17 protein-coding genes are annotated in these 17,228 nt (G+C 67.7%); 8 read left to right on the forward strand and 9 right to left on the reverse strand.

Features of this window, described 5'->3' with window-relative positions:
* Positions 1-152 precede the first annotated feature (152 nt).
* The 3 genes from ACFXHA_RS02640 to ACFXHA_RS02650 all read left to right on the forward strand — a co-directional run bounded on the left by ACFXHA_RS02640 (position 153) and on the right by ACFXHA_RS02650 (position 3,906).
* A complete protein-coding gene (locus ACFXHA_RS02640) occupies positions 153-1,370 on the forward strand; it encodes an alpha/beta hydrolase (RefSeq protein ID WP_379352262.1) in 1,218 nt (405 codons plus the stop codon).
* 517 nt (positions 1,371-1,887) lie between these two features.
* Positions 1,888-2,289, forward strand: coding sequence for an endonuclease VII domain-containing protein (locus tag ACFXHA_RS02645; RefSeq protein ID WP_379352263.1), 402 nt, complete (start codon positions 1,888-1,890; stop codon positions 2,287-2,289).
* A gap of 123 nt (positions 2,290-2,412) precedes the next feature.
* Entirely contained in the window at positions 2,413-3,906 is a 1,494-nt protein-coding gene (locus ACFXHA_RS02650) for an alkaline phosphatase family protein (protein ID WP_379352264.1), read from the forward strand.
* A gap of 53 nt (positions 3,907-3,959) precedes the next feature.
* On the opposite strand, the gene ACFXHA_RS02655 is transcribed toward ACFXHA_RS02650, so the two are convergent.
* On the reverse strand, positions 3,960-4,637 hold the full coding sequence (locus ACFXHA_RS02655; protein ID WP_379352265.1) for a DUF4232 domain-containing protein: 678 nt from the start codon (positions 4,635-4,637) through the stop codon (positions 3,960-3,962).
* Positions 4,638-4,960: 323 nt separating this feature from the next.
* On the opposite strand from ACFXHA_RS02655, the gene ACFXHA_RS02660 reads away from it, so the two are divergent.
* Positions 4,961-5,401, forward strand: coding sequence for a Fur family transcriptional regulator (locus ACFXHA_RS02660; RefSeq protein ID WP_379352266.1), 441 nt, complete (start codon positions 4,961-4,963; stop codon positions 5,399-5,401).
* Between the two features lie 55 nt (positions 5,402-5,456).
* Positions 5,457-7,655: a catalase/peroxidase HPI gene (gene katG, locus ACFXHA_RS02665; protein WP_379352267.1), complete on the forward strand. Its 2,199-nt coding sequence runs from the start codon at positions 5,457-5,459 to the stop codon at positions 7,653-7,655.
* A gap of 142 nt (positions 7,656-7,797) precedes the next feature.
* On the opposite strand, the gene ACFXHA_RS02670 is transcribed toward katG, so the two are convergent.
* The 7 genes from ACFXHA_RS02670 to ACFXHA_RS02700 form a co-directional block, all read right to left on the reverse strand.
* A complete protein-coding gene (locus tag ACFXHA_RS02670) occupies positions 7,798-8,313 on the reverse strand; it encodes a hypothetical protein (RefSeq protein ID WP_379352268.1) in 516 nt (171 codons plus the stop codon).
* Positions 8,314-8,344: 31 nt separating this feature from the next.
* On the reverse strand, positions 8,345-8,563 hold the full coding sequence (locus ACFXHA_RS02675; protein ID WP_379352269.1) for a ferredoxin: 219 nt from the start codon (positions 8,561-8,563) through the stop codon (positions 8,345-8,347).
* The gene (locus ACFXHA_RS02680; RefSeq protein ID WP_379352270.1) at positions 8,563-9,657 is read right to left on the reverse strand and encodes an NADH-ubiquinone oxidoreductase-F iron-sulfur binding region domain-containing protein; all 1,095 of its coding nucleotides are present in this window, start codon (positions 9,655-9,657) and stop codon (positions 8,563-8,565) included. Before ACFXHA_RS02680 ends, ACFXHA_RS02675 begins: the two co-directional genes overlap by 1 nt.
* 246 nt (positions 9,658-9,903) lie before the next feature.
* Entirely contained in the window at positions 9,904-10,473 is a 570-nt protein-coding gene (locus ACFXHA_RS02685; RefSeq protein ID WP_379352271.1) for a ferric reductase-like transmembrane domain-containing protein, read from the reverse strand.
* Positions 10,473-11,579 (reverse strand): FAD:protein FMN transferase, encoded by a 1,107-nt coding sequence (locus ACFXHA_RS02690; RefSeq protein ID WP_379352272.1) that lies wholly within the window; start codon positions 11,577-11,579, stop codon positions 10,473-10,475. Before ACFXHA_RS02690 ends, ACFXHA_RS02685 begins: the two co-directional genes overlap by 1 nt.
* Before the next feature lie 38 nt (positions 11,580-11,617).
* Positions 11,618-11,875, reverse strand: a complete 258-nt coding sequence (locus ACFXHA_RS02695; protein WP_379352273.1) for a hypothetical protein — start codon at positions 11,873-11,875, stop codon at positions 11,618-11,620.
* Positions 11,876-12,024: 149 nt separating this feature from the next.
* A complete protein-coding gene (locus tag ACFXHA_RS02700; protein ID WP_379352274.1) occupies positions 12,025-14,043 on the reverse strand; it encodes a heavy metal translocating P-type ATPase in 2,019 nt (672 codons plus the stop codon).
* Positions 14,044-14,151: 108 nt separating this feature from the next.
* Here ACFXHA_RS02700 and ACFXHA_RS02705 point away from each other — a divergent pair, with 108 nt between their 5' ends.
* Positions 14,152-15,003, forward strand: a complete 852-nt coding sequence (locus ACFXHA_RS02705; RefSeq protein ID WP_379352275.1) for an alpha/beta fold hydrolase — start codon at positions 14,152-14,154, stop codon at positions 15,001-15,003.
* An 84-nt stretch (positions 15,004-15,087) separates the two neighbouring features.
* Positions 15,088-15,507 (forward strand): hypothetical protein, encoded by a 420-nt coding sequence (locus ACFXHA_RS02710; protein ID WP_379352276.1) that lies wholly within the window; start codon positions 15,088-15,090, stop codon positions 15,505-15,507.
* Here ACFXHA_RS02710 and ACFXHA_RS02715 read toward each other — a convergent pair.
* Positions 15,480-16,226 carry a hypothetical protein gene (locus tag ACFXHA_RS02715; protein ID WP_379352277.1) on the reverse strand — a complete coding sequence of 249 codons (747 nt, stop codon included), beginning with the start codon at positions 16,224-16,226 and terminating at the stop codon, positions 15,480-15,482. The two genes, ACFXHA_RS02710 and ACFXHA_RS02715, sit on opposite strands and share 28 nt — an antisense overlap.
* Before the next feature lie 260 nt (positions 16,227-16,486).
* Between ACFXHA_RS02715 and ACFXHA_RS02720 the strand changes: the two genes are divergently transcribed.
* Positions 16,487-17,197: a metal-dependent hydrolase gene (locus ACFXHA_RS02720; RefSeq protein ID WP_379352278.1), complete on the forward strand. Its 711-nt coding sequence runs from the start codon at positions 16,487-16,489 to the stop codon at positions 17,195-17,197.
* The last annotated feature ends 31 nt before the right edge of the window (positions 17,198-17,228 follow it).

A 17,228-nucleotide genomic window follows, 5' to 3' on the forward strand; every position in this document is an offset into this window, starting at 1 on the left:
CCCGATACGTCACTGTGACGCATCGGGGTGGGGTGTCCCGGAGTCGGGGGAGCGGACCCGGCGACGGCGATACTCGATCGATAAGCGCCGCTTATGGTGCGGCCGTTGAATTCTCGTTGATCCAGCGAGCCTCCGACATCGAAACTGTCTCGGTGACAAGTGAATTCCCGACCATGCCCGCCCGCGACGAACTCGACCGGCGCCTGGCCGCACTCCCGATCGGCTATCACGACCTGCATCCGGATGCCAGCGTCAACTATCAGATGAACCGCTTCTACAGCTGGGTCGGCGACCCCGCCATGCTGAGCGAGATGCGCGAAGCCGTCGCCGATGTCGCCGACTACCCGACCTTCGCGCAGATCTTCCTGGCCCTCGGCGAGAAGGCGCTGGCCGCGGGCAAATCCCTGCAGGGCGCCGCCTACATCCGGATCGCGGAGTTCTTCCTGCCCACCGGCGACGACCGCAAACTCCCCACCCGCACCCGTTTCCTCGACACCGTGCGCACGCACTACGAGGTGCCGCCCGAGAGCCACAGTCGCATCCCGTTCGGCGAGAGTTGGATGTCGGCCTACCGTTTCACCCCTGAGGCGCCGCTGGGCACCATCGTCGTGTTCGGCGGCTTCGACTCCTACATCGAGGAATGGTTCGCGGCCGGATTCGCCTTGCGCGACGCCGGGTACGACGTCGTCCTGTTCGAGGGCCCCGGCCAGGGCGCCACCCTCGAGGAAGCCCACATCCCGTTCCGCGCCGACTGGCAGCATCCCGTCGCCGCCGTCCTGGACTTCTACCACCTCGACGACGTCACGCTGATGGGCTTCTCCATGGGCGGCGGCCTGGTCCTGCGCGCCGCGGCCCACGAACCCCGCATCCGCCGCAGCATCAGCTACGGCGTCATGACCTCCTTCCTGGAGATCAACCTGCACGTCTTCCCGCACGAGGTGCGCACCCAACTGATGTCGTGGCTCGACACCGGTGACGCCACCGCGGTCGATGCCTTCATGACCCGCGCCGCCACCGGCAACCTGCTGCTGGAATGGGCGATCGAACAGGGCAAGCACACCACCGCCACCACCACCCCCTTCGCCATGTTCCAGACCTACCGCGAGTACGAAACCGCCTCCATCTCCGCCCAGGTCACCCAGGACGTCCTGCTCCTACACGGCAACGAAGACCACTACATCCCCAACCAGGTCCTCCTCGACCAACTGGCCCTCCTCACCGCCACCAATTCCCTCACCACCCGCGTCTTCACCCGCCACGAACAGGCCCAGAACCACTGCCAGGTAGGCAATTTCGGCCTGGCCCTGCACACCATCATCGACTGGCTCGACGCCCTCCGCCGCCGAGACGCCGCCCTGGCCTCCGCCTGACCCCCGAATTCACCCAAATAACCCTGACACCAACGACTTCCACCCTCCAGCCACCCCACCCTAATACGTCACTGTGACGTATTAGGGTGGGGAAACCCGGCGACAAGGGGAGTAGGGCGCAAGCCACGGAGGCCGAATCGGGCCAGATATCACCGATTCCGACCAACCGGCCGAAACAGGAAATTTTCCACCAAATAGCCAGTCCGGCAAAAGATTTCATTTCGACCGATGCGGCACCATCCAGGCGGCGAGTGTTCACGCGGCAGCCACCAAGAGCGAAGCCGAGCCGACCGGCCACCGCAGCAAGCGCAGTATGCGCGAACACCGCAGGTACACAACACCTTTCAAGATCAACTCCGATCTCGTAACCGCGCCGATAATCAACACTATGTAAAGTTGAAGTCGTGTCGGTGCCGTCTGACATCCTTTCGCTATGACGACTGCTTCCCCTACCCCGGACGAGCTCATTCGTTGTTCGCCATCCAAGGGTTGTGGTGAGTGGAAGCCCAGATCCGCGATGGCGCAGCCAGGTCCACGTGCCCCGTTGTGTTCGGCGTGCTATCAACGCGCGCGGAGGGCTCGGCAGGGTCCCGAGATCGCACGCCGCGCCAATCTCTGGTCCAAGTACCGAATCACAGTGGAGCAGTACGACTCGATGCGCACCAGCCAGGACTATCGGTGCGCGATCTGCGGGGTTCACGAGTCCGAGGTCGATATTTCCCGTGTCGGCGGGCGGCCTCGGAAGGACGGCCGGGCGCTGGAGAAGATGCCGCTCGCAGTCGATCACGACCATCGGACGGGTGAGGTCCGCGGCTTGTTGTGTCCTGGATGCAATGCGGGGCTCGGGAATTTCGCTGAGGACCCGAGCCGGCTGTGGTCCGCCGTCGCCTACCTGGAGAGGTTTCGCACAACGGGGTGAGCCGTTCTTCCGCTGTTCGGAGTGTGGTGTTCAGTGTTGGGGGTTCGGAAAGGTCGGGTCGGTACAAAGCTCCTGCATTGCAAACCACGGCGAACATCGTTGTGGTGGGAGGAGTTTCGGAAAATGCGGGTTTGGTCGGCTTTGGCCGGGATCGTGGCGATGGTGGGTGCGGTCATGGCCGCGCCTGCCGCGCAGGCGCAGACGAGTAGCGGCAATCTGATCGTCAATGGGGATGCGGAGGCCGGGTACTGCACGACGGACTGGAATGCCGCTACTACCCTGCCGGGCTGGAGCATCACGTCAGGGAGCCCGGATGTGATCTGCTCGTCGGCAGGGTCGTTCACGTATCCCTCGAGTCCGACACCGGGTAAGGCGTTCTTCGCGCCGGGTAATCAGGGTGATGGGGCGATCGCTCAGACGGTGAATGTGGCGTCGGCGGCGAGCGCTATCGATGGTGGTGGGGTCACCTACAACCTCGAGGGGTGGCTGGGTGGTTGGGGCAGCTATGCCGGGCAGGCGCAGGTGGCGGTGACGTTCCTCAACGGTTCGGGGCAGTCGGTGGGTAGTGGTGCGCTGCCGACGGTCAGTGCTTCGGATCGGAAGTCCAAGAACGCTTTTCTCGATCGTAAGACTTCGGCGGCGGTGCCGAAGGGGACGCGGTCGATCGCGGTGCAGGTGAAGTTCGTCAACAGTGCGCATGAGGCGGGGTATTTCGACAATCTGTCGTTGACGTTGTCGACGCCGGTGGCCGCGGCGGCGTTGACTCCCCCGGCCTCGACGGTGCCCGGTTACGACCACGTGTTCGTGATCATGATGGAGAACACCGATTATTCGGCGATCGCGCCTGACACCACCGATATGCCGTACTTCCACGGGTTGCTGGGCAAGGGTGCGTCGATGACGAACTATCACGCGGTGTATCACCCCAGCGACGAGAACTATATGGCGATCGCGGGTGGCGACACGTACGCGGTGGGTGCGACGTATTGGCCGAATATCAAGGACCCCAACCAGAATCTCGGTGATGAGCTCGAGGCGGCGGGTAAGGGCTGGAAGGCCTACGAGCAGGGCATGGGTGCGCCGTGCAATGCGAGCGCGGCGACCGAGCACAACAAGGATCAGTACTACGCGCCCGATGACGCGCCGTTCATCAACTTCACGAACATCTCCGGTAATGCGGCGCGTTGTGCGGCGCATCTGGTCGATACCGATCAGATGGCGACCGATCTCGCTTCGACGGCCACCACGCCCGCGTTCTCGTGGATCGGTGCCGATGACTATTACGACGGTGAGTCGGCGGGCAACGGTAATGCGGCGAGCCGCAAGGTTCAGGACGGCTGGTTGCAGCAGACGATCGATCCGATCCTGTCCTCGCCGGCGTGGACTCAGCAGCGTTCGCTGTTGATCGTCACCTGGGATGAGGATCTCAGCGAGGCCGACAATCATGTGGCGACGGTGTTGGTGGGTTCGCAGGGCACGGTTCCGGCGGCGATCACCAGTAATGCCCGCTATGACCACTACAGCACCGGTCGCACGATCGAGGCGGCGTTGGGTCTGGGTGCGTTGACGGCGAACGACAAGTACGCGACGCCGATGAACGACGCGTTCGCGCACTAGTCGATCGTTCCCGGTTCGGGGGTCCGCTCCCCCGGACCGGGATTGGCGGACTGCTAGGCCGGGGTGACGGCGCGGACGACGAGCATGCGTTGCGGGCTGGGGCAGATGAGGCTGTCCCAGGGCAGCCACATGGATTCGGTGTTGTCGGGCGGGTAGACGCGCAGGGTGTTGGTGCGTAGCGCGTTGCAGTCGTTGACCTGTTTGGGGTAGGTGATGAATTCGAACTGGGCGGCGGCACCCGGGGTGAGGGTGACGGGGCTGGGGGTGGGTGCTCCGGGGCCCTGGTCGCGTTGGGCGGGTTCGCCGACGGGGTCGCCGGTGGCTCCGTTGGTTTGTGAGACGCCTGGGAAGCCTTGGATGACACAGGTTTTGGAGCTGTTGTTGATGAAGCGCAGGAACCAGTCCCCGCCGACCGGTCCCCCGTGTCCCTTGTCCAGGATGATCTGACCGGTCACGCATTTGGGGGGTGTGCCGTCACCGGCGACGGTGGTGATCGGTGCCCCGGCTCCGGGCCCGTCATGGTCGATGCCGCCGGCCGCGGTGGTGGTGATGGGTGCTCCCGCGCCGGGTCCGTCGTGGTCGATGCCTCCGGGGCTGGAGGCTCCCGGTTGGGTGGTTGGTGCGGCCGGGGTCGTGGTGGCGGGTCCGGCGGAGGTGTTCGGGTCGCATCCGCTGACGGAGATGGCGACGCCCGCCGCGAACGCGATGACGGCCATGGACTTGATCCGCATGAGATCCCCTCGAAGTTCGGTACTGCCTACCGTTCGTGTGCAAGCTCCACATCGAACCCTGTGAATCCCCGTTACGGGCCAGCGTGCACACAACTTTGCGTAATCGCCTGCGCTACAGCGTCCTTCGCCGTACTGTTGCCCGAAACGCCCAGTTCCGGGCATCTTCGGGCAAAGCGTTAACACGCTGACCCTGTCCCCGGTGCCCCAGAAAGTGGGGGCGGGTTGAACCCGGGCGCGATCGTCGTCGTGAGGCTGACGGGAATGTCTCCGACCCGAGCGATCAAGACTTGATTCATTCCAGAAAAACGGGCAGAGTGTGGGTCGTGCCCACGCCTACGGATTTCGAGCGCATGTTGCGCGGGGCCGCTTTGCGTGTGACCGCACCGCGGCTCGCGGTGCTGACTGCGGTACATGAGCATCCCCACTCCGATACCGACTCGATTCTCGGCTTTGTGCGCCAGACCCTGAGCGGGGTTTCGCACCAGGCCGTCTACGACGTCCTGCGGGCCCTGACCACCGCCGGCTTGCTGCGGCGGATCCAGCCCATGGGGTCCGTCGCGCTGTATGAGACCCGCGTCGGCGACAACCATCACCACGTCGTGTGCCGGTCGTGCGGTCAGATCGCCGACGTCGACTGCGCCGTGGGCGACGCACCCTGCCTGACCGCGTCCGACAGCCACGGTTTCGCGCTCGACGAAGCCGAGGTCGTCTACTGGGGCCTGTGCCCCGAATGCTCGAAAACAGCAGCAACACAACAGAAGTAGCGATCACAGTTCGTGATCGACAGCCCCGATCACCTACCTGGAAGGACGACACACCGTGTCCGAAGCCCACATCGACGCACCCGCCGAGACCGGCGGCTGCCCCGTCGCGCACGGCCGACAGACCGACCCGGCCGAGGGTGGTAGCGCCAACCGTCAGTGGTGGCCCAACCAGCTCAACCTGAAGATCCTGCAGAAGAACCCGGCCGTGGCCAACCCCATGGATGCGGGTTACGACTACCGCGCCGAGTTCAAGAACCTGGATCTGGCGGCCGTCAAGGCCGACATTGTCGAGGTCATGCACTCCTCGCAGGACTGGTGGCCCGCCGACTTCGGTCACTACGGCCCGTTCTTCATCCGCATGTCCTGGCATGCCGCCGGCACCTACCGGGTGCAGGACGGCCGCGGTGGCGCCGGCGCCGGTATGCAGCGTTTCGCGCCGCTGAACTCCTGGCCCGACAACGCCTCCCTCGACAAGGCGCGTCGTCTGCTGTGGCCGGTGAAGAAGAAGTACGGCAAGCAGCTCTCGTGGGCCGACCTCATCGTCTACGCCGGTAACGTCGCCCTCGAGGACATGGGCTTCGAGACCTTCGGCTTCGCCGGTGGCCGCGTGGACCAGTGGGAGCCCGAAGAGGACGTGTACTGGGGCCCGGAGACCGAGTGGCTCGGCGATGCCCGCTACACCGGCAAGCGCGACCTCGAAAACCCGCTCGCGGCGGTCCAGATGGGTCTGATCTACGTCAACCCGGAAGGCCCCAACGCCAACCCGGACCCGCAGCTGGCCGCGGTCGACATCCGCGAGACCTTCGCGCGCATGGCCATGAACGACGAGGAGACCGCCGCGCTGATCGTCGGCGGCCACACCTTCGGCAAGACCCACGGTGCCGGCCCGGCCGACAATGTCGGTGCCGAGCCCGAAGCCGCCCCGCTCGAGGAGCAGGGCCTGGGCTGGGCCTCGACCTACGGCACCGGCGTCGGCAAGGACGCCATCACCTCCGGCCTCGAGGTCACCTGGACCCCCACCCCCACCCAGTGGGACAACTCGTTCCTGGAGACCCTCTACGGTTACGAGTGGGAGCTGTCGAAGTCCCCCGCCGGTGCGCACCAGTGGGTCGCCAAGAACGCCGAGGCGATCATCCCCGACGCCTTCGACGGCCCGGCCAAGCTGCCGACCATGCTCACCACCGACCTGTCGATGCGTATCGACCCGGTCTACGAGCAGATCACCCGCCGCTGGCTCGAGCACCCCGAGGAGCTTTCCGCGGCCTTCGCCAAGGCCTGGTACAAGCTCACCCACCGTGACATGGGCCCGAAGGTCCGTTACCTCGGTGCCGAGGTGCCCGCCGAGACCCTGCTGTGGCAGGACCCGATCCCGGCCGTGGATCACGCGCTGATCTCCGACGCCGACGCCAAGGCCCTCAAGGCCAAGATCGTCGAGTCGGGTCTGACTGTCGCGCAGCTGGTTTCGACCGCGTGGGCGGCCGCGTCCTCCTACCGTGGCTCGGATATGCGCGGTGGCGTCAACGGTGGCCGTATCCGCCTGCAGCCGCAGGCCGGGTGGGAGGTCAACCAGCCCGACGAGCTCGCCCAGGTCATCCGGGTGCTGGAAGGCATCCAGACCGGGTTCGGCAAGCCGGTCTCCTTCGCCGACGTGGTCGTGCTGGCCGGTAACGCCGGTGTCGAGCAGGCCGCCAAGGCCGCCGGTTTCGACATCGAGGTCCCCTTCCAGGCCGGTCGCGCCGATGCCACCCAGGAGCAGACCGACGTGGAGTCCTTCTCCGCGCTCGAGCCCGCCGCCGACGGCTTCCGTAACTGGATCGGCAAGGGCACCCGCATCCCCGCGGAGTACCTGCTCATCGACAAGGCCAACCTGCTGACCCTCTCCGCGCCGGAAATGACCGTCCTGCTCGGTGGTCTGCGTGTGCTGGGCGCCAACCACGGCGGCTCGCAGCTGGGTGTGCTGACCGACAAGCCGGGCGTGCTGAGCACCGACTTCTTCGTCAACCTGCTCGACATGTCCACCAAGTGGGGCCCGGCCACCGCCGAGGACGGCACCTACGAGGGCAAGGACCGCGCCACCGGCAAGACCGTGTGGACCGCCTCCCGCGTCGACCTGGCCATCGGCTCGAACTCGCAGCTGCGCGCACTCGCCGAGGTGTACGCCGAGGACGACTCGAAGGCGAAGTTCGTCAACGACTTCGTCGCCGCCTGGACCAAGGTCATGGAGCTCGACCGCTTCGACCTCACCGGCGCGTAGTCACCGCGTGAGCTAGACCCTGCATGATCGATGCCCCCGGACCCTCGGTGCGGGGGCATCGCCCGTTTCCGGACAACGCACCGATCACCCTGTCGCCGAGCGGCGAACCGACTGTGCCGCACCGCCATTCGGTGGCCGCGAGCTACTCGGCTGTCGCGCGCACCTCGACGTGGCCGTGGTAGCGGCGGTCGATGTCGCTGCCGTCGTGGTTGTAGGCGTTCATGATGTCGGTGACCTCGGCGACCAGCTCCCGCAGCGCCTCGGACTCGGTGTACCCGTCGGGCCACCCCCACGCACGCGGCACCCCCTCCACCACGATGCGGATCCCCGCGTCGAAGGGCGTGTCCACCCGGTAGCCGACCGGTGCCGGTGCGTCGCGAACAGCGTTGCGGGTGACGAGTTCTCCGGGCACGGCGGCCTCGGCGAATACCCGGGCCAGGGCGAGATCCTCACGGATCATCTCGGCGATACGCGAGAGGCTCGCGTGCCGTCCCGGCCGGTCGTGGCGCGCCCCGTAGCTGCGATCACCGACCGTGGGGCGGGCGGTGACCAGTATCCGATCCAGCATGCGCTGCGCGGCCGCGCGTTCGGCCGCCCCGGTGCGCGGATGCTCGATCAGGCTGCGCAGCCGCTGGATTCGGCCCGCGTTCGCCACCATGCTCTCCCCTTCCCGACACCTACCCCACCGATCATGCCAGCGGCAGCAGCCGTAAAGCCAGGCGCGGACACAACCGCACCGCGTCCCGCGCGGCAGGCAGATCCGCAGGCGTGAGGGCGGTGTCGCGATGCTCGGTGGTCAGCGGATAACCCCAGTCGTCGCGGGTCAGCAACCCGGGCAGCAGTTCGGTGCACAGGCCGCGACCCTCACACCGTGTCCAATCGATGTGCAGGCGCGCAGGTTCGGCCATCACGCGACTCCCGTCCTGAGCCGGACATCGCCACAGCAGCGGCCGTGCCGATGCCGCTCGATCTCCCCGGCGAACACCGCCAGCGCCGAACGCACCAGCCGAGCGGTACCGTCGGGATGATGGCAGGCGCCCCGCCCGTCGACCAGTCCCGCAATCCGCGCAATCTCACCGGGATCACCCGGGCCGGCGACAAGTTCGGCGAATCGCGCGGCCAGCGTGGGCAACCCGAAGCGGCACGGACCGCACTGCCCCGCGCCCGCGGCGGCCAGGTAGGTGGTGATCTCGGCGGTGACCCGCAACCCGCACCGGCCGTGTGGCAGCACCCGCAGGACCCCCGCGCCGGGATTCGCACCCCAGCCGCGCAGCCCTTCCCCGGACAGGGCCGCCGTCTCGAGCGCTGCCCTGGGAATCCAACTGCCGTGCCAGCCGCCGACCAGTACCGCGGCTACCGAAGCCGGGTCGGTGCCGCCGGGACCGCCGACAATCTCGGCCAACCTGATCCCGGACGGGACTTCGAACACGCCGCCGATCCTGGTGCCCGACAGGCTGATCAGCCGCGTGCCCGGCTCCTCACGGGCACCGACGGCCCGAAACCACTGCGGGCCGTAGCGGGCGATCAACGCGATCTGCGCGAGCGTCTCGACATTCTGCACCAGCGTCGGGCGGCCGCCCAGCCCCGAGTGGGACAGACTGACCGTCCGATCCGAGGGCACGGGAGCGCGTCCGGCCAATGCGTTCACCACCGCCGACTTCTCCCCCGCCACAAAGGTATCCACCGCAGCGACCAGGGTGATCGCAGGTTCCCGATATCCGGCGGCTCGCCGCTCGGCCAACGCGTGACGCAGCGTGTCCAACGAGTCCTCGGGCACATAGCAGCGGCAGTCGCGGCTGCCCACGGCCGCCGCGGCCGCGACCAGGCCGTCGAACACCAGATGCGGTGCCCGCGACAGCAGTACCGCGTCCTTGTGACTGTCGGGCTCCCCCTCCGCGCCATTGGCCACCACGATCGGGCGGCCCCCGGCAGCGACCGCGGCCAGCTTGCGCGCGACCAGGAACCCGGCCCCCGCCCCGCCCGCGCAATCCAGCGGCCGCAACCGCGTCGATCAAACCGTGAGGGTGCTCGAACAATCCAAGGGGGTGGTACTCGGACAGACCGTAGCGGTGCTCGGCCCTGTGACCGTCGCTCGCACGCCGACCGGACCCGCCGCCACCGGCCGCGACATCGGTTGCGGCCGTGCGCAACCGGCCGTGGATCGCCTCATGACTCGACAGATCCGCGCGCGCTGCCGCCAGCAGCCGTGCCCCCGTCGCGGGCAGCGCTCCCGCAACCGTCGTGGCCTTCATCGCGGCACCCCGACCAGCGGGGTACGGATCTCGCTGAATCCCTGACTCATCCGCCATCCCACCGCCGCGACCACCGCGGCCGTGCACGCCACCAGCACCCCCAGCAGCCACGGCCGAAACGCGTCGGTGCCCGCACCCAGCGCGTGCACCACCGCCACCGGCCACAACACATACGTCGCCCAGTGCACCGCCCGGAACAAGTGTGGGCCGATGTGCCGGCGCAGTAACCCCGAAACCGTCACCGCCGCCAGCACATCCACCGCCACCGCTCCGAAACCGACCCACAGCGGCCGATACTCGCCGGTGAACGGCACCACCACATCCAGCAGTCGCAACTGTGCCCACGGATCCAGCAGCAGGCTCACCACATGCACGGTGACCAACCCGGTCGCCGTCAACGCCGCACCCCGATGGAACACCGCCATCCCGGTACGCGGCAACACCACCGCCCGTCCCGACCGTGCGACGATCCCCGCCACCACGGCCACCGTCAACAACACCAGCGCCATCACGCCGCAGCCGCGACCGAACGCCCACAACGCCTCGTCGAACCCGGCCTGCCCCATCACAGTTCACGCTCCGGCCGACCACCCGAGTCACCCTCCGGCCAGCCACCCAGGGCGAGCACCCGGCCATCGCGACGCACCAGCCGCGCCGGCAGCCCGCTGCCCCGCAAACCCGCCACCGCGTCCGTACCCCGCACGATCGCCGCCGTCGCGGCGACATTCGCGGCCAGACACGAAGAGGCCGCCACCGACACCGTCCGCCACGCCGGATCCGCCGCGACACCCGTGCGCGGATCGACGATGTGATGCACCAAGCTCCCGCCGCGCCACCAGCGGCGACGCAACGTGCTCGACGTCGCCAACCCCGCACCCTCGGGAAGCATGATCCGCGAACGCGGTTCACCCGGCCGATCCTCCACCAGCACCTGCCAGCCGTCAGCGGGAGCGGGACCCGCGGTGGCCATATCGCCGCCCAGGCTCACCAGCACACCGCAACCGAAACGATCGGCGACCAGCGCCGCACAATGATCAGCGGCCAACGCCTTCGCGGTCGCACCCAGATCCAGCAGCACACCTGCGGGCACGGTCAACACCTGATCGTGCAGAGCGATCGCCGTCCAATCCGCCCGCACGGCAGCCACCACCCGCACGCGCGACACGTCCGGCTCGTCCGCCTCGCGACGGACAGCCTCGTTCTGGCCGGCCTCGTTCTGGCCGGCCTCGCGTCGGGCGGCCTTGTCCTGGGCCGCCTGGCCATGGGCGGCCTGGTCCTGCGCGGCCTGGCCATGGGCGACCTGGTCCTGCGAAGCGTGGTCGTGGGCAGCATGGGCCTGGATCATCTTGTGCGGCTGCCGGTTCGAGGCCGCCGGGAGCAGCAGACTGAAGTCCCGGTCATAACCCAACCCGTTCATCGCCGCACCGACTGTCGGATCGACGTCGCCGCCGGTCTCACGCGCCGCGATCAGCGCAGCCCGCACATGCTCGGCCAGCAAAGCGCTGACGCCGACCGGTTGCCCCGCGCTGCGGGCGAGCGCCCGCACCTCCGAATCGGCCCGAAACCGGCTGCACGCCATATCCACCGCGGCCAGATGCGCCCGCACCAGCCCGCGCGCCGCACCCAGCACCGCCGCATCGGTCACCACCACCCGCGCCGAGGTACTCCACACCGGCCACTCCACAGCGGCTGTCCGCGCCGCGGCCGCGATCATGAGCCACTCGATCGCGCGTGCACCCGACCCGAACCCGACCGCACCGCCGGAGCCGACGTCGCCGCGGCCGCCGACCCATCCGGCGTCGCGGGCGTATCCACGCTCCCGGACGGCGTCGAACCACCACCGGATGCCGAATTGCCGTGCGAATCGGCGTAAGCCAAGGCGGTCGCGGTCAGGGTGCCCGCCGCGGTCACCGCCAGCAGCGTCGCGGTCGCGGCCCGCCCCGCCCGCAGCCTCGAATGTGACGACATGTGCTGATCCTGTTCGCTCCCAATCCGGCGCGATCCCGCCGGATTCGAACCTCAGCATGCGCACCGGGTCTGGGAGCCCGCTGTGAACCACACGCCCGGATGCTGCGAATACGCCGGGAGCCCCGAACAGCTCCCGGCGCACCACCCGATCAGGCCGGACGCGCCTCGTGCGCGATACCCGCATGCTCTTCGCCCCGGCGGAAACGCAGCAGCCGCAACGCATTCGCCACCACCAGCAACGTCGAACCCTCGTGGATGAACACCGCCGGACCGATCGGCAACCCGATCAGCGTCGCCGGGACCAGACCCGCCACGATCACCAGCGCGACGATCAAGTTCTGGCGGATGATCGCCGCACTGCGGCGGCTCAACGCCACCGCGAACGGCAACCGCCCGATGTCATCGGTCATCAACGCCACATCCGCGGTCTCCAACGCCACCGCCGAACCACTCGCACCCATCGCGATACCGACCGACGAATTCACCATCGCCGGAGCATCGTTGACGCCGTCACCGACCATCGCGGTGCCGCCGCGCGCATTCAACGTCGCGATCATCGACACCTTGTCCTCCGGCAGCAGACCACCGTGCGCGCCATCCAAACCCAGACCGTCCGCGACCGCGTCGGCCACCCGCTGATTGTCACCGGAGATCACCACCATGTCGGTGATGCCCAGCGTCCGCAGCTGCGCGATCACCGGACCGGCCTCCGCGCGCGGGGTATCCATCACCCCGATCACACCCAGGTACGTGCCGCCCAGGCGCACGATCATCGTGGTGCGGCCCAGCAGATGCAGGTGCTCCACCGTCGCGGCGACATCGTCGGGCACCCCGTAGGGGTCCAGCTCGGTGAACATGGTCAGATTGCCGATCTCCACCGACACCCCGTCCACCACCGCCGTCACACCCCGCCCGGTCACCGAGTTCACGTCCGTGGCAGCCAGTTCCGCCCCGACCGGCACCTCGAGCGCCAGATCACGGGTGATCGCGGCCGCCAACGGATGATCACTGAACGACTCCACCGCCACCACCGTGGAAACCAACAACTCCCGCAGCTCCGGCCGGACCGCCACCACATCCGTCACGCGCGGCTGACCCCACGTGAGCGTCCCGGTCTTGTCGAAGGCGATCGACTTGACCCGGCCCAACGACTCCAGCGGGCCGCCGCCCTTGGCCAGCACCCCCGCCTGCGCCGCGCGGGCCACCCCCGCGAGCACCGCACTCGGCGTCGCGATCGCCAGCGCACACGGGCTCGCCGCCACCAGCACCACCATGCCGCGATAGAAGCTGTCCGCGAACGGTTCCGACAACACCAGCACCCCGAATCCGATCACCGCCAGCACACCCGCGATCACCGCGGGCACGTACACCAGCTGGAAGCGGTCGATGAACCGCTGCGTCGGCGACTTCTGCGTATCGGCGTCACGCACCATGGCGATCACCCGCGCCAGCGTCGAATCCTCCGCACGGCTGGTCACCAGCACCTCGAGGGCACCCGAACCATTGAGCGTGCCCGCGAACACCCGATGCGCCTCCGGCACCGGAGTGCGCGCCGTGAGCGCGGCGCTCGCGTCGGCCACCGGCTGCTTCTCCACCGGCATGCTCTCCCCCGTCACCGACGATTCGTCGATGGCGCTGAACCCGGCGACCACGATCCCGTCGGCGCTCAACCGCGAATTCGGCAGCACCACAACGGTATCCCCGACCCGCAACTCCTCGATATCGACCTGGTCGACCCGATCGGGGCCGCGGCGTACCAGCGCGGTGCGCGGCGCCAGCTCACCCAGGGCGGAGATGGAACGCTGCGCGCGGCTCATCGCGTACTCCTCGAGCGCGTGCCCGAGGCTGAACAGGAACAGCAGCACCGAACCCTCGGCCCACTTGCCCACCGCGGCCGCGCCGGCGGCGGCCACCAGCATCAGGAAGTCGACCTCGAAGCGGCCGCGGCGGATGGTCTGCACCGCCGAACGGATCGTGAAGAAGCCACCCAGCACATAGGTGGCCAGAAACAGTGTGGTCGGCACCCAGCCCGGGGTGTCGAGCAGATACTTCGTCGCCATACCGGCGGTGTAGGTGATGCCGGATCCGACGGCGGCGGCCATCTCCGCACGCGGACCCAGCAGGCCGTGACCGTGGTCGTCCTGGCTGTTCTTCCGGGTGGTGTCCATACCGATGAGATTAGCTTAAATACATGCGCATGTCTGCATGTGACTATCTCTCATAACTCCGACCTGGAGATCGGAGCCCTGAACTGAAACCTGTTCTACTGTGGTGGCGTGGATGTCACCTACGAGAACACCCGACGCGAGATCGCCACCGACAAAGGCGTCCTGCGCTACCACGAGGCCGGCGACGGCCCTCCCCTGATTCTGCTGCACGGCTCCGGAATCGGCGTGAACGGCTGGCGCAACTTCCGCGGCAACCTCGGCTTCTACGCCGACCACTTCCACTGCTACGTCCTCGAATTCCCCGGCTTCGGCGTCAGCGACCCCGTCCCCGGCCACCCCGTCCTGACCGCCGTGGACGCCGTCATCCGCTTCATGGACGCCCTCGACCTCGACTCCGCCGCCCTGCTCGGCAACTCCATGGGCGGCGTCGTCGCCGTCATGGCCGCCATGCAACACCCGCAACGGGTCGAGAAACTCATCGCCATCGGCGGCATCGGACACAGCCTGCTCGCCGCCAACCCCAGCGAAGGCACCCGGCTACTGGCCGAATTCGCCGACAACCCCACCCGCGAGGGCCTCGACCGCTGGCTGCGCTGCATGATCTACGACCCCAAGATGATCACCGACGAACTCGTCGAGGAACGCTGGAACGCCGCCGCCGACCCGGCCTCGCACGCCAGCCTCAAAGCCATGTACGGATCCGAAGCGCTTGCGCAGCAACAACAGTTCATGGCGAACTCCCCCACCCCGCCCTACTGGTCCATGCTGCACAAGGTCAAGAGCCCGGTCCTGATGACGTGGGGCGCCGACGACCGGCAATGCCCCACCGACATGGCGCTCATCCCCCTGCGACAAATCCCCAACGCCGAACTGCACGTCTTCCCCAAGTGCGGGCACTGGGTCATGTACGAGGCCAAGGAAGCCTTCGAACGCGTCACCCTCGAATTCCTGCACCGCTGAAACGGATTCGAACACCGCAGCTCGAGCGCCGCCCCCGCGCGGGTTCGAGCTGCGCACACCACCCGGGTATGCGACCCTCACCGCATGCTCGAACGCGCCGCCACCTCCCCCAATCTCACCGACCGCGGTCGGATCCCCGCTCTCCTGCGCGTCCTCACCGAGCTCGTCGGCTGGATCACCCTGCCGTGGGGGCTGTTCCACTACTCCGTGGTCTGGTCGATCCTGGCGGTCATCGTCCTCATCGCCCTCCCCGGCGTGTTCGCCACCCCCGGCGACAAGGAACAGATCCCGGTCCCCGTCCACGGCACCGTGACCATCGCGTTCATGCTGCTCGAACTCGGCGGTGCACTCTGGGGCGCGATCCTCGTCCTGCCGGTCTGGGCAGTCGTTCTCGTCGCCGTCCTCGCCGCGATCACCGTGGTCACCGAACTGCCGCGCTGGCGCTGGCTGCTCACCGCACCAGCACGGCCGCACTCTCAGCGGGAGCCGAAAACCACAGCCTGACAAGACGTCAGCAGGCCGGCGAGCTCCTCGCCCTCCTTGTCCTCGAGCACCGCGAACGCGGGTGCGATCAAATCGTCGGTGATCGACTCCGCCTGCATCCAACGGCCTTTCAGCTCCGCGGTGATCTCACCGTAGGGCTCCGGCCAGCCGAAACTGCGGGCGTGATCATCACCCGACTCCAGCGGCGAACCCGCGATCAGCACCGCCTGCAACGGCGTCAACCCACTACCCAGCACACCGACCAGGTGCAACCCGCCCCGCAACTCCCGCAGCACGTGAATCAGCTGCAGCACCAGCCCCGGCGCATCCTCGGCCTGCGGCAGCGCCCGCCAGCCCGCGAACAGCGGCGCACCCACCGGATCCGTGGCCGCCACCACCCGCTGTAGCAACTCCGCCAGCCGCGCCGAATCCTCGAAACCGGCCAGCTTGCGGCGGCCGAAATCCTGACACACCTTCAAATAGCCCAGCGCCGCCGACTCCGCCGACATCGCCGACGTCGCCTCCCACGCCGCCCGCACCGTCTCCGGCCGGAAGAACCCGAACGCCGAACTCACCACATCCGCGTCCACCTCACCCAGCACCCCGCCGCGCCCGCGCGTATACCCCGGCAAGAACCCCGGAACACCGGTGCTGTCGGAGAAGGCTCGCGCTTCCCGGGAGAACATGAATCCCCCACCGATCTGCTGAATCTGATCCTTCACCGCGGACGCAACCGACATGCCCGTTCCTCTCTGAACCGGAAAGCTCAATCGCTCCGAGACTATTTCAGCGCTCCGACCGCCCGCGCTCGGGCACCCGGAAAGCGACATGGAACACACCCGGCCTGTACGCGATGCCAGTTCATCGGCGAATTGTGTTGTCCCGAACCCGTATTCACGCCACGCCGGAAGCACTCGACGGAATCGGCTGCCGGGCAATACACCTCGGCACGCCATTCGACCGTAAAGACCTGTCAGCCGCATCCGCTAACCTCCAAGCGGTGCTAGGACATTCACATGCGACCAGCGGCGCGCTCGCGTGGTCGGCGGCGGCCGCGGCGTTGCCGTTTACCGTTTTGACTTATCCCGCAGTGGAATCCGGGGTCATCCGCCCCGTCGATCTGGTGATGGGGACGTTCCTCACCGCGGGAGCCGCGTTACTGCCCGACGCCGATCACCCTAACGGCACCATTTCTCATGTGCTGGGGCCGATCTCGCATTACGCCTGCAAGGGCATCTCGTGGGCCTCCGGTGGACATCGCCACGGGACGCATTCGTTCGCGTTCGTCGCGCTCGTCACCTACGGCACCTGGGCCGGTGAGCACTTCCTCGGACGGTACTTCACGCTGTCGCTGGTGTTCTTCCTGCTCGCGCTCGCCATCAAGGCGCTCGGCTTCGCGCCCAGCGGCGAGGGACTCAAGTCCTACGGGACCGTCGTGCTGCTGGCCGTGTGCGGGACCTTCGCCATCGATCACTGGATCAGCGACAAACCGCTCTGGCTGCCGTTCTCCGTCGGCCTCGGCGCGCTCGCCCACCTCATCGGCGACTGCCTCACCGATCGCGGCTGCCGCCTGCTGTGGCCGCTGCAGATCCGCACCCGGGTGCCGATCATCGACCGCACCGGCAACAAGGTCGAAACCATGATCCTGGTTCCGCTCTTCGCACTGGGCACCCTGGCCCTGCTCTGGTACACCCTCACCCACCATCCGTAAGATCCGAAGACCCACCGCCGCAGCCAGAACG

The sequence above is a fragment of the Nocardia sp. NPDC059240 genome, assembly GCF_042753865.1.
In the GTDB taxonomy this organism is placed as follows: domain Bacteria; phylum Actinomycetota; class Actinomycetes; order Mycobacteriales; family Mycobacteriaceae; genus Nocardia.

Excerpts from the sequence above, each read along its gene's own strand:
- ACFXHA_RS02715 (WP_379352277.1), bottom strand. The coding sequence starts at position 16,226 with ATGTCGGTTGCGTCCGCGGTGAAGGATCAGATTCAGCAGATCGGTGGG.
- ACFXHA_RS02655 (WP_379352265.1), bottom strand. The coding sequence starts at position 4,637 with ATGCGGATCAAGTCCATGGCCGTCATCGCGTTCGCGGCGGGCGTCGCC.
- ACFXHA_RS02645 (WP_379352263.1), top strand. The coding sequence starts at position 1,888 with ATGGCGCAGCCAGGTCCACGTGCCCCGTTGTGTTCGGCGTGCTATCAA.
- ACFXHA_RS02675 (WP_379352269.1), bottom strand. The coding sequence starts at position 8,563 with ATGGCCGAACCTGCGCGCCTGCACATCGATTGGACACGGTGTGAGGGT.
- ACFXHA_RS02685 (WP_379352271.1), bottom strand. The coding sequence starts at position 10,473 with ATGGGGCAGGCCGGGTTCGACGAGGCGTTGTGGGCGTTCGGTCGCGGC.
- ACFXHA_RS02710 (WP_379352276.1), top strand. The coding sequence starts at position 15,088 with ATGCTCGAACGCGCCGCCACCTCCCCCAATCTCACCGACCGCGGTCGG.
- ACFXHA_RS02650 (WP_379352264.1), top strand. The coding sequence starts at position 2,413 with ATGCGGGTTTGGTCGGCTTTGGCCGGGATCGTGGCGATGGTGGGTGCG.
- ACFXHA_RS02700 (WP_379352274.1), bottom strand. The coding sequence starts at position 14,043 with ATGGACACCACCCGGAAGAACAGCCAGGACGACCACGGTCACGGCCTG.
- ACFXHA_RS02695 (WP_379352273.1), bottom strand. The coding sequence starts at position 11,875 with ATGTCGTCACATTCGAGGCTGCGGGCGGGGCGGGCCGCGACCGCGACG.
- ACFXHA_RS02670 (WP_379352268.1), bottom strand. The coding sequence starts at position 8,313 with ATGGTGGCGAACGCGGGCCGAATCCAGCGGCTGCGCAGCCTGATCGAG.